An 11,503-nucleotide genomic window follows, 5' to 3' on the forward strand; every position below is an offset into this window, starting at 1 on the left:
GCGCAGCCCGTCCGTCGTGATCAAGCGTAAACCAGCGTACCTTCGTCTTCGCCCATCACCACGCGCTTCAGGGCGCCGTGTTTGATGATGGAGAACACCTTCACGGGCAGTTTCTGGTCGCGGCACAGGGCGAAGGCCGTTGCGTCCATGATGCCCAGATTGCGGGACATGGCCTCGTCGAAACTGAGCTTGGTGTAGCGCGTGGCCGAAGGATCCTTCTGGGGGTCGGCAGTATATACGCCGTCCACCTTCGTGGCCTTGAGCACCAGCTCGGCACCGATCTCGGCACCGCGCAGTGCTGCAGCGGTGTCGGTGGTGAAGAAAGGATTACCCGTGCCAGCGGCAAACACGACCACCTTGCCCTCTTCGAGGTACTGCAAGGCCTTGGGGCGCACATAGGGCTCGACCACCTGCTCAATGGCGATGGCGGACATCACGCGGGCCACCAGGCCCTGCTTGTCCATGGCGTCGGCCAGGGCCAGGGCGTTCATCACGGTGGCCAGCATGCCCATGTAGTCGGCGGTGGCGCGGTCCATGCCGACCGAGCCGCCCGCGACGCCACGGAAGATATTGCCCCCACCGATCACCACCGCGACCTGCACACCCAGGCGCGTGACGTCGGCGATCTCTTCCACCATGCGCACGATGGTGGCGCGGTTGATGCCGAAGGAATCCTCCCCCATCAGCGCCTCACCAGACAGCTTGAGCAGGATGCGCTTGTGGGCTGGTGCAGCGTGGGACATGGGTGATTTCTCCAAAGGCAGGTACGGCGGTAAAAAAAGTGGGGGAAACGACTGCAACGCAGTCGGTCAGGCAGCTGCGGCCTTGGCGGCAGCCACCTGGGCAGCCACTTCGGCAGCGAAGTCGTCGGCCTTCTTCTCGATGCCTTCGCCCACGACGTAGAGGGTGAAGCCCTTCACGTTGGTGTTGGCAGCCTTGAGCATCTGGGCCACGGTCTGCTTGCCATCGGCAGCCTTCACGAAGACCTGGTCGGCCAGCGAGACTTCCTTGAGGTACTTCTGCACGGCGCCGTCGATGCGCTTGGCCGTGATTTCGGCGCTTTGCGCGGGCTTGCCAGCGGCCACGAGTTCCTTGTTGGCTTCGTCGGCCTTGCCTTCGGCCACCGAGCGCTCCTTGGCGATCAGGTCGGCAGGCACGTCAGCGCTGGTCAGGGCCACGGGCTTCATGGCAGCCACGTGCATGGCCACGTCCTTGGCGGCGGTCGCGTCGCCGTCGAACTCGACGACCACACCAATGCGCGAACCGTGCAGGTAGGCCGCCAAGTTGGTGCCGCTGAAGCGCTTGAAGCGGCGGAAGGACATGTTTTCGCCGATCTTGCCGATCAGGCCCTTGCGCACGTCTTCCAGGGTGGGGCCGAAGCTGTCTTGCTCGTAGGCCAGTGCGCCCAGGGCTTCGATGTCGGCAGGGTTGTGCTCGGCCACCAGCTTGGCAGCGGCGTTGGCCATGGCGATGAAGCTGTCGTTCTTCGACACGAAGTCGGTTTCGCTGTTCACTTCGACCAGCGCGCCCACGTTGCCGTTGATGAAGCTGGCAACCACGCCTTCAGCCGTCACGCGCGAAGCGGCCTTGCCCGCCTTCGTGCCCAGCTTCACGCGCAGCAGCTCTTCGGCCTTGGCCATGTCGCCGTCGGCTTCCGTCAGTGCCTTCTTGCATTCCATCATGGGGGCATCGGTCTTGCCACGCAGTTCAGCCACCATGCTTGCGGTAATTGCAGCCATCTTTGTTCCTTCAGTGTTCAGTTCTATGGGTTCAGAGTCGGGCTAAAAAAAAGGGGGCTCACCAGGGGCCCCGCTTTTGTTCGCGACGGATCGCGCAGCCGGGCACTTAGGCGGCGGCTTCTTGCACTTCCACGAATTCGTCGGTGCTCTCGCCAGCGGCGGCCTTCACGACTTCGTTCACGGCGTTGGCGCGGCCTTCGATGATCGCGTCAGCGATGCCACGGGCGTACAGCGTCACAGCCTTGGCCGAGTCGTCGTTGCCGGGGATCACGTAGTCGATGCCTTCGGGCGAGTGGTTGGTATCGACCACACCGATCAGTGGAATGCCCAGCTTCTTGGCTTCGGCAACGGCGATCTTGTGGAAGCCCACGTCGATGATGAAGATGGCGTCGGGCAGCGCAGCCATGTCCTGGATGCCGCCGATGTCCTTTTCCAGCTTTTCGATTTCGCGGGAGAACGTCAGTTGCTCCTTCTTGCTCAGACTGTCGAGGCCGGCTTCTTGCTGGGCCTTCATGTCCTTCAGGCGCTTGATCGAGGTCTTCACGGTCTTGAAGTTCGTCAGCATGCCGCCCAGCCAGCGCTGGTCCACGAAAGGCACGCCGGCGCGCTGCGCTTCGGTGGCCAGGATTTCACGGGCTTGGCGCTTCGTGCCGACCATCAGGATCGTGCCGCGGTTGGCCGCCAGCTGCTTGGCGAACTTCTGGGCTTCCTGGAACAGTGGCAGCGACTTTTCCAGGTTGATGATGTGGATCTTGTTGCGATGGCCGAAGATGTAGGGGGCCATCTTGGGGTTCCAGAAGCGGGTTTGGTGGCCGAAGTGGACACCGGCTTCCAGCATTTCGCGCATGGTGACGGACATAAAAATACTCCAAAGGTTGGGTCTAAAATCAGCCCCCATATTTGCAGCGCCGTGCACTGTTGACGACGGCTGCAACACCTTGACGGGGCTGGTTTGCGATTGGTTTTGCCGCAGCTGGCACACATGTGGTGCAAGATGGTGTGCATGGCCTGCACCGCTGCGTTACTGCTCCCAGCAAAACCCAAAGATTCTAGCACACCATGCTTTCTGACCTGATCGCCACCCGCGAGCAACTGCGGGACGGCGCCACCGACGCGCCCGCCGAACTGGAACGCTGCATCGCGGCAGCCAACGCCCCCGCCAACACCCACAGCTTTGTCCGGACCCTGTTCGATGAGGCGCGCACCACGGTGGTGCAACCGGGCCTGGCCCAGTTGCCCTTGGCCGGGCTGGCCGTCTCGGTCAAAGACCTGTTCGACATTGCCGGCCAGCCCACGCCAGCGGGCTCCACCGTGCTGGCAGATGCCGCGCCAGCCCCCCGGGACTGTCCGGCGGTCGCCCGCCTGCGCGCGGCCGGGGCCAGCCTGATCGGCCGCACGAACATGGTCGAGTTTGCGTTTTCGGGCGTGGGCGTCAACCCGCACCACGGCACGCCCGCCGCCTGGGATGCGCGCTCGGGCGCCCTGCCCGGCGCGCCGCGCGTGCCCGGCGGCTCGTCGTCGGGCGCCGGGGTGTCGGTCGCCACGGGGGCGGCATTCATCGGGCTGGGCTCGGACACCGGAGGCTCCATCCGCATCCCGGCGGCGCTCAACGGCATCGTGGGGTTCAAGAACACGGCGCGCCTGGTGCCCACCGACGGCGCGGTGCCGCTGTCCACCACGCTCGACACGGCCTGCGCGATGACGCGCTCGGTGCGCGATGCCATCGTGGCGCACGAGGTGCTGGCCGCCCGCCGCGTGACGCGCAGCCTCGCACCCCTGTCGCAATACCGCCTGGCCGTGCCGTCCACCCTCTTTCTGGACGGCATGGACGCCACCGTCGCCCACGCGTTCGAGCGCACCCTGGACAGCCTGCGCCGCGCGGGCGCGCAGATCGACACCATCGCCCTGCCCGCCGTGGCAGAGCAGCCCGCCTACGGCTTTGCCGCGCCCGAAAGCTTTGCCTGGCACCGCAGCCTGCTGCAGCGCGCGGGCAGCCGCTACGACCCCCGCGTGCGCACCCGCATCGAGCGCGGCGCCAGCCTGATGGCCTGGGAATACGTGGAGCTGCTGCAGCAGCGCCAGCACTGGATTGCGCGCATGCAGGCCGACATGGATGGCTACGACGCCCTGCTCTCGCCCACCGTGCCCATCGTGGCACCGGCACTTGCGGACGTGGCACCTCCCGATGGCAAGGACGCCGCGCAGGACGCCGCCCGCGATACCGAGTTCTTCCGCGTGAACAACCTGCTGCTGCGCAACACCAGCGTGGTCAATCTGCTCGATGGCTGCGCCCTGTCCCTGCCCTGCCACGTGCCCGGTGAACTCCCGGTGGGCCTGATGGTCTGGCACGGGGCCTTGCGCGACGACGCCGTGCTGAACATCAGCCTGCAGATCGAGCAAACACTACAAAAACAATAGCTATCAGCGCTTTACCAGTAAGCGCTGAAGCCAAAAAACATTCAATATTCATGAAGATCGCCATCGTGGGCGCCGGCATTGTCGGCGTCACCACTGCGTATGAGCTGGCCCGCGACGGCCACGAGGTCACCGTGTTTGACCAGCGCAGCGCTGCCGCCGAGGAAGCCAGCTTTGCCACCGCCGGGCTGCTGGCCCCGCTGCTGCTCAGCCCCTGGGCGCTGCCTGGTTACGGCCTGCCGCTGCGTGTGCTGGGGGCCCAGGCCACCGTGCGGCTGTCGGGCGGGCTGGACCGGCGCAACCTGGCGTGGCTGTGGCGCTGGCGCACCGCCGGCAAGCAGCACAGCGCCCCGGCCGCCACCCTGGAGCGGCTGGCGCAGTACAGCCAGGCGCGCGTGCAGGCCATTGCCAGCCAGCATGAGCTGGACTGCGAAGCCAGCACGGGCCGCCTGGTGCTGCTGCGCAGCGAGCAAGAACTGGCCACCGTGCAGCCCGCGCTGCAGGTACTTCGCGACCTGGGCGTGGCGGCGCACGAGATCGACGCCGCTGCGGCGCGCGTGATCGAACCCGGCCTGTCGCCCGAGGCCGCGCTGGCCGGTGCCATCCACCTGCCCGGCGCGGGTGCGGGCAACTGCCGCCTCTTTGCGCAGCTGTTGCGCCAGGGCACCCAGGGGTCGGGCGTGCGGTTTGCGTTCAACTCCCGCATCGAGCGCCTCCATGGCGCGCCGGTGGGCGTGCAGGTGCAGGGCGACGCCGAGCCCCGCCGGTTCGACGCCGTGGTGCTGTGCGCCGGCATGGCGTCTGCCGCGCTGCTGCCCGCACTGGGCTTGCGGCTGCCGATGACGGCGCTGTATGGCTACTCGGTCAGCGCGCCGGTGCGCGAAGACACGCACGCGCCGCGCGCCAGCGTGGTGGACCTGGGCCAGCAGATCTCCATCACCCGGCTGGGCCAGCGTGTGCGCATCGCAGGCGGCGCCGAGATGGCCGGTGCCAGCGCTGAACACCATGCGCCCACATTGCAGCGCCTGTACCGCACGCTGAACGACTGGTTCCCGGGCGGCGCGCAGCTCTCTTCAGGCCTGCAGGTATGGCGCGGCGCACGCACCATGCTGCCCGACGGCGCCCCGGTGCTGGGTGCCAGCGGCGTGCCCGGCCTGTGGCTCAACACCGGCCATGGCGCGGGGGGCTGGGCCCTGGCCAGCGGCAGCGCCCGCGTGCTGGCCGACCTGATCGCCCAGCGTACGCCCGAGGTGCCGCTGGACGGGCTGGGCATGCGCCGCTTCTGAGCGGCCGCACGCCGATGCGGCCGCAGCGGCGGCGGCGGCGAAGCACAATGGCAGGCCCACGGCGCCACGCCGAGCCACCCGCTGCCGCCATGCACCGCATCACCGCTCACCAGCCCCACCCGCTGTTCAACACCGCCGCCACGCGCCGCATCGAGCACGCGGCCGCCGCCGCCCTGCCCCCACACACGCTGATGCAGCGCGCGGGCCTGGCCGTGGCGCGGCTGGCGCAGGCCCTTGCCCCCCATGCACGCACGGTGTGGATCGCCTGCGGCCCGGGCAACAACGGCGGCGATGGGCTGGAGGCGGCCATGCACCTGCAGCGCACGGGCCGCACCGTGGTGGTGACCTGGCTGGGCCAGCCGGACACGGCCCCACCGGACGCCCGGGCATCGTGGCAACGCGCCCAGGCGGCGGGCGTGACCTGGGCCGATGCGCCCCCCGCCGACCTGGGCCCGGACGACCTGTGCATCGATGCGCTGCTGGGCATCGGCGTTTCGTCGCTCTCGCAGGGGTCACCCCGCCCACCCGATCCGCGCCTGCAGGCATGCCTGCGGGCCTTGCAGCAAGGCCCGTCGCCCGTGTTGGCGGTGGACGTGCCCAGCGGCCTGAATGCCGACGCGGGCCAGTTCGCGGCAGGCCTGGAGCCCGAGGCCGCACCGCACCTGCACCCGCGCGCGCACGGCCCCGCACGCCACACGCTGAGCCTGCTGACCCTCAAGCCCGGCCTGTTCACCGCCGCCGGGCGCGACGCCGCAGGCCAGGTCTGGCTGGACGACCTGGGCACCGGCCCCGGGCATGAGCCGCCCACGGGCTGGCTCTGCGGGCCACCGCTGCCCGCACCCCGCGCCCATGCCAGCCACAAGGGCAGCTATGGCGATGTGGCCGTGGTGGGCGGCGAGGGCCTGGCCGCACGCGGCCTGGGTATGGCGGGTGCAGCCCTGCTCGCAGCATCGGCCGCGCTGCATGGCGGCGCCGGCCGTGTGCTGGTGGCGCTGCTCGACCACGGCCACCAGCAGCTGGATCTCCAGCAGCCCGAGCTGATGTTTCGCCGCTTCGATGCGCTGGCGCTGGAAGAGCTCACCGTGGTCTGCGGCTGCGGCGGCGGCCAGGCCATTGCCCCCGTGCTGCCCGAGGTCCTGCGCCGCGCAGCCCGTCTGGTGCTGGATGCCGACGCGCTCAACACCATCGCTGCCCAGGCAGCGTTGCACGCCCTGGTGGTGGCGCGGGGCCAGCACGGGCAGCCCACGGTCATCACGCCCCATCCGCTGGAGGCCGCCCGCCTGCTGGGCCTGACCACGGCCGAAGTCCAGGCCGACCGGCTGGGCGCGGCCCAGCAGTTGGCAGCCCAGTTCAACTGCGTGGCCGTGCTCAAGGGTTCGGGCACGGTGGTGGCAGCACCCGACCGCGTCCCGGCGATCAACCCCACCGGCAATGCGCGGCTGGCCACGGCGGGCACGGGCGATGTGCTGGCCGGCATGGTGGGCGCGCAGCTGGCGGCCGGGGCCAGCGCACTGCGTGCAGCAAGCGAAGCGGTGTACCAGCATGGCCGGCTGGCGGACGGCTGGCCTGCCGACCAGCCCCTCACGGCCAGCGCGCTGGCGCGCCGCGTGCACGGCGCTTGACGCGCCCGGCGGCGGTCACCCCATCCGCCATCACCCGAGCAGCGTGACCTGCTTGAGCGGCCTGAGCACGCTCGACGGCGTCATGCCGAAGGTCTGGCGGAACGTGCGGCTGAAATGCGCCGAATCTGCAAAATCGCCATGCAGCGCCGCATCCGTGAGGCGCGGGCTGACCGCCAGCCCCGACATGGCCAGGCGCACCTGCGACCACACGCGGTAGCTGCGCAGGCTCACACCCATTTCGGCGCGGAACAGATGGTTGAAGCGCGAGGCCGAGAGCTGCACTTCGGCGGCCAGGTCTGCGCGTGCCAGGCGCCCCTGCTGCGGCGCGCGCAGGTGCTCCGGGCGGCGCAGCGCGTGCAGGCTGCGCGCCACACGCGGGTCCAGCGGGGTGGGCGCGACCTCCAGCAGATGGGCTTGCAGCAGGGCCCGGAGATCGAAGGCGTGCAGGCGGCCATCCACCGCAGCGCGGCTGCGCACCGGCGCGGCCACATCCGGCAACACCCCGCCCTCCCGCTGAAAAACCCCGCGCAGGCCGCGCGCCTCGGGCGAATCCGGCTCCAGATACACCAGGGCCACGGTCTCACCGCAGGGGTCGAACAGGTGCTCCACCCCGGCGTCCACCAGCGCACTGCGGCAGGTGTGCGCCAGGCCCGCGCCCCAGTGCAGGGCGAACCGGCCCGACAGCCCCATCAGCAGCACGGGCGACGCGTGGCAATGCCAGCCTGTGGCCGGAAGCTCGCCCACGTACAGCGCGCGGTCAGCGCCCAGCGTCAGGGTGTTGGTGCGCAGCGGCATAGCCCAAACCTTCAAGTCTTGCGGCACCGGTTTCGGTAGCCTTGCCCCGCCCCGGCGCGCACACACGGCGCGGCACGGCGGCAACCCCTGCACCCACCGGAGACTGCTTCTTGAAACGCATTGCCACCATCTCTCTGGCCGCTGCCGCCCTCGTTGTGGGCAGCATCGGCCTTTACTACGGCGCACCGTCGCTGCTGCAGGAGCCCCTGCTCCACCTCAACCGCAGCCTCTCGGGCATGGAAGAAAAAACCACCACCGCCGCCATGCACACCGTGCACTACCTCGACAGCGGAGCCGCCGACGAGGGCGTGCCCCTGGTGTTGCTGCACGGCATCTTTGCGGAGAAGGATCATTGGGTGGATTTTGCGCGCCCGCTCACCGGGCAGTACCGGGTGATTGCCCCCGATTTCCCCGGATTCGGCGAAAGCACCCGGCTGGAGGGCGCGCCCTATGACTACGCCGCGCACACCGCGCGCCTGGGCGCGCTGCTGGACGCCCTGGGCATCGACAAAGCGCACCTGGCCGGCAACTCGATGGGCGGCACCATCGCCGCACTGTTTGCGCAGCAGCGCCCCGAGCGCGTGGCCAGCGTGGCCTTCATCGGCGCACCCCATGGCATCCGCTCGCCCCAGCCCAGCACCATGGACCGGCTGATCAACACCGGGCATCGGCCCCTGGTCGCGCACGATGCCAGGGCGTTCGAACGCATGATGGGTCTGGTGTTTGAAAAGCGCCCCTTCCTGCCCTACCCCATCCTGCATGCCACCGAGCAGGCGGCGCTGCGCAACGCCCCATCCAACGCAGGCCTGTGGGACGCACAGCTCAAGGACCGCTACCTGCTCGAACAGCGGCTGCGCAGCGGGCTGCCGCAGCCGACGCTGGTGCTGTGGGGCGGCAGCGACCGGGTGTTTGACCGCTCGGGCATGGAGCCATTGCAAAAGCTGCTGCCGCAGGCGCGCCTTGAAGTGCTGACCGGCATCGGCCACCTGCCCATGATGGAAGCACCGGCAGAGACGGCCGAGCGCTATGCGCGCTTTCTGCGCAGCCTCACGCAGCCGGGCGCTGCAGGTCTGCAGGATTGAGCATAAAAATGGGCTTCAGCGCTTATCCACAAAGCGCTGAAAGCTATCAATTTGTGAGCATCCTTGTCCCGGCTGACATCGCCCGCCGGGGGGACGCAGCGCCCTCAGCCCCTTAACCCCGACGAGGCTTGCGCGCCTTGCTCTTGCCAGATTTGCCGGCCGCCGCCTTCTTGACCGACGCCTTCAGCGACTGGATGGGCGAGCGTGCCGCGCGCTCACGGGTCAGGCCCGCCTTTTCAGTGGCCGACATGGCAGCGCCCTTGTCCGCCTTGCGCGCGCCCCCACGGCCACCGGCCTTGCGCGGCCCGCCGCCCGCGCCGTCCGCGCCCACGCCCTTGTCCTTGAGCGCCCGGCCCAGCAGCTCCTCGCCCTCGCGCACCAGGCGGAAGTCGATCTTGCGGCCGTCCAGGTCCACACGGCTCACCTGCACGCGCACGCGGGTGCCGATGGAATAGCGAATCCCGGTGCGTTCGCCGCGCAGCTCCTGGCGCGCTTCGTCGAACTTGAAGTACTCGCCGCCCAGTTCGGTGATGTGCACCAGACCCTCGACGTACATGGCATCGAGCGTGACGAAGATGCCGAAGCTGGTCGCGGCGCTGACCACGCCGCTGAATTCTTCGCCCAGGTGCTCGCGCATGTACTTGCACTTGAGCCAGGCTTCCACGTCGCGGCTGGCCTCGTCGGCGCGGCGCTCGTTGGCGCTGCAGTGCAAACCGGCGGCCTCCCAGGCCTGGGTTTCGCGGCTGGGCGGCTTCACGTCCTTGCGCGGCTTGGTTCCTGGCGCCGCCACGCGCGCGGCCAGGCGCTTGGCCAGCTTGGCATGCGCCTCGCCCGGCGTGGGCAGCGCGGGCAACTTGTACTGCGTCTTGCCCAGGATGGCCTTGATGACCCGGTGCACCAGCAGGTCCGGGTAGCGGCGGATGGGGCTGGTGAAGTGGGTGTAGGCGTCAAACGCCAGGCCGAAGTGGCCGCTGTTGATGGGCGTGTAGATGGCCTGCTGCATGGAGCGCAACAGCATGGTGTGGATCTGCTGCGCGTCGGGCCGCTCTTTGGTGGCCTCGGCAATCGCCTGGAAGTCGCCCGGCTTGGGGTCGTCGCCAATCGTCATGCCCACGGCCATGGCCTTGAGGTAGTTGCGCAGGATCTCCTGCTTCTCGGGCGTGGGGCCCTCGTGCACACGGAACAGGCCAGGCTGGCCGCCCTGGGCGATGAAGTCGGCGCTGCACACGTTGGCGGCCAGCATGGCCTCTTCAATAAGCTTGTGCGCATCGTTGCGCGTGCGCGGCACGATCTTCTCGATGCGGCCGTTCTCGTCGCAGACGATCTGCGTCTCGGTGGTCTCGAAGTCCACCGCGCCGCGCGCCTGGCGCGCGATCAGCAGCGCTCGGTACACGTCGTGCAGGTTGAGCAGGTCCTTGACCCGGTCCTTGCGCTTGCTGGCCTCGGGGCCGCGCGTATTGGCCAAAATCGCCGCGACTTCGGTGTACGTGAAGCGCGCGTGGCTGAACATCACGGCCGGGTAGAACTGGTAGGCATGCACCTCGCCCTTGGCCGTGACCAGCATGTCGCAGACCATGCACAGGCGCTCCACCTCGGGGTTGAGCGAGCACAGGCCGTTGGACAGCTTCTCGGGCAGCATGGGGATCACGCGGCGCGGGAAGTACACGCTGGTGGCGCGGTCGTAGGCGTCGATGTCGATGGCACTGCCGGTCTCCACATAGTGGCTCACATCCGCAATGGCCACCAGCAGGCGCCAGCCCTTGCTGCGGCCGACCTTGGCGGGTTCGCAATACACGGCGTCGTCGAAGTCGCGCGCGTCCTCGCCGTCGATGGTGACCAGGGGCACGTCGGTCAGGTCCACGCGGCGCTTCTTGTCCTGCGCGCGCACCTTGTCGGGCAGCGCCTTGGCTTGGGCGAGGCACGCCTCTGAAAATTCGTGCGGCACGCCGTACTTGCGCACGGCGATCTCGATCTCCATGCCGGGGTCGTCAACCTCACCGAGCACCTCGGTGATGCGGCCCACGGGCTGCCCGAACAGCGCGGGCGGCTCGGTCAACTCGACCACGACGACCTGCCCCGGTTTGGCGGCACCGGTGGCACCCTTGGGGATCAGCACGTCCTGGCCATAGCGCTTGTCTTCGGGTGCGACGAGCCACACACCGCTTTCCTGCAGCAGGCGGCCGATGATGGGCTGGGGCGGGCGCTCGATGATCTCGACCACGCGGCCTTCGGGACGGCCACGGCGGTCCTGGCGCACGATGCGCACGCGCACACGGTCCTTGTGCAGCACCGCGCGCATTTCGTTGGGGGGGATGTAGATGTCGCCATCGCCATCGTCTCGGATGACGAAACCGTGTCCATCACGGTGCCCCTGCACGCTGCCTTCGATCTCCTGCGACAAATGTGCGGCAGGCTGCGTGCTAGGGGAGTTTTTTTTGATATACAATCTGAGTCTTTCCTGAAATGCCCAGGTGGCGGAATTGGTAGACGCACTAGTTTCAGGTACTAGCGAGTAACATCGTGGAGGTTCGAGTCCTCTCCTGGGCACCAAACACATAAAAAGC

Annotated in this window: 9 protein-coding genes and 1 tRNA gene; 5 read left to right on the forward strand and 5 right to left on the reverse strand. The window is 68.5% G+C overall.

The window, feature by feature from the left end:
- Positions 1-20: 20 nt before the first annotated feature.
- The 3 genes from pyrH to rpsB form a co-directional block, all read right to left on the reverse strand.
- Positions 21-743 carry a UMP kinase gene (gene pyrH, locus ACOQFS_RS16530; RefSeq protein WP_421563915.1) on the reverse strand — a complete coding sequence of 241 codons (723 nt, stop codon included), beginning with the start codon at positions 741-743 and terminating at the stop codon, positions 21-23.
- Positions 744-809: 66 nt separating this feature from the next.
- A complete protein-coding gene (gene tsf / locus ACOQFS_RS16535) occupies positions 810-1,739 on the reverse strand; it encodes a translation elongation factor Ts (protein ID WP_421563916.1) in 930 nt (309 codons plus the stop codon).
- Between the two features lie 106 nt (positions 1,740-1,845).
- A complete protein-coding gene (gene rpsB, locus ACOQFS_RS16540) occupies positions 1,846-2,598 on the reverse strand; it encodes a 30S ribosomal protein S2 (RefSeq protein ID WP_094287824.1) in 753 nt (250 codons plus the stop codon).
- Between the two features lie 200 nt (positions 2,599-2,798).
- On the opposite strand from rpsB, the gene ACOQFS_RS16545 reads away from it, so the two are divergent.
- The 3 genes from ACOQFS_RS16545 to ACOQFS_RS16555 all read left to right on the forward strand — a co-directional run bounded on the left by ACOQFS_RS16545 (position 2,799) and on the right by ACOQFS_RS16555 (position 7,062).
- Positions 2,799-4,157, forward strand: coding sequence for an amidase (locus ACOQFS_RS16545; protein WP_421563917.1), 1,359 nt, complete (start codon positions 2,799-2,801; stop codon positions 4,155-4,157).
- A 50-nt stretch (positions 4,158-4,207) separates the two neighbouring features.
- Complete coding sequence (locus ACOQFS_RS16550) at positions 4,208-5,440, forward strand: FAD-dependent oxidoreductase (RefSeq protein WP_421563918.1); 1,233 nt, start codon at positions 4,208-4,210, stop codon at positions 5,438-5,440.
- Between the two features lie 89 nt (positions 5,441-5,529).
- A complete protein-coding gene (locus ACOQFS_RS16555) occupies positions 5,530-7,062 on the forward strand; it encodes an NAD(P)H-hydrate dehydratase (protein ID WP_421563919.1) in 1,533 nt (510 codons plus the stop codon).
- Positions 7,063-7,092: 30 nt separating this feature from the next.
- Here the strand turns inward: ACOQFS_RS16555 and ACOQFS_RS16560 are convergent, their stop codons facing one another.
- Positions 7,093-7,857 (reverse strand): helix-turn-helix domain-containing protein, encoded by a 765-nt coding sequence (locus ACOQFS_RS16560; protein WP_421563920.1) that lies wholly within the window; start codon positions 7,855-7,857, stop codon positions 7,093-7,095.
- A gap of 110 nt (positions 7,858-7,967) precedes the next feature.
- Between ACOQFS_RS16560 and ACOQFS_RS16565 the strand changes: the two genes are divergently transcribed.
- Entirely contained in the window at positions 7,968-8,939 is a 972-nt protein-coding gene (locus ACOQFS_RS16565) for an alpha/beta fold hydrolase (RefSeq protein WP_421563921.1), read from the forward strand.
- A 112-nt stretch (positions 8,940-9,051) separates the two neighbouring features.
- On the opposite strand, the gene rnr is transcribed toward ACOQFS_RS16565, so the two are convergent.
- On the reverse strand, positions 9,052-11,385 hold the full coding sequence (rnr, locus tag ACOQFS_RS16570; RefSeq protein ID WP_421563922.1) for a ribonuclease R: 2,334 nt from the start codon (positions 11,383-11,385) through the stop codon (positions 9,052-9,054).
- Positions 11,386-11,404: 19 nt separating this feature from the next.
- Between rnr and ACOQFS_RS16575 the strand changes: the two genes are divergently transcribed.
- A tRNA-Leu gene (locus ACOQFS_RS16575) sits at positions 11,405-11,489 on the forward strand.
- Positions 11,490-11,503: the final 14 nt, after the last annotated feature.

The organism is Paracidovorax sp. MALMAid1276 (assembly GCF_049198005.1).
Taxonomy (GTDB): domain Bacteria; phylum Pseudomonadota; class Gammaproteobacteria; order Burkholderiales; family Burkholderiaceae_C; genus Acidovorax.

Excerpts from the sequence above, each read along its gene's own strand:
- ACOQFS_RS16560 (WP_421563920.1), bottom strand. The coding sequence starts at position 7,857 with ATGCCGCTGCGCACCAACACCCTGACGCTGGGCGCTGACCGCGCGCTG.
- rpsB (WP_094287824.1), bottom strand. The coding sequence starts at position 2,598 with ATGTCCGTCACCATGCGCGAAATGCTGGAAGCCGGTGTCCACTTCGGC.
- tsf (WP_421563916.1), bottom strand. The coding sequence starts at position 1,739 with ATGGCTGCAATTACCGCAAGCATGGTGGCTGAACTGCGTGGCAAGACC.
- pyrH (WP_421563915.1), bottom strand. The coding sequence starts at position 743 with ATGTCCCACGCTGCACCAGCCCACAAGCGCATCCTGCTCAAGCTGTCT.
- ACOQFS_RS16545 (WP_421563917.1), top strand. The coding sequence starts at position 2,799 with ATGCTTTCTGACCTGATCGCCACCCGCGAGCAACTGCGGGACGGCGCC.
- ACOQFS_RS16550 (WP_421563918.1), top strand. The coding sequence starts at position 4,208 with ATGAAGATCGCCATCGTGGGCGCCGGCATTGTCGGCGTCACCACTGCG.
- ACOQFS_RS16555 (WP_421563919.1), top strand. The coding sequence starts at position 5,530 with ATGCACCGCATCACCGCTCACCAGCCCCACCCGCTGTTCAACACCGCC.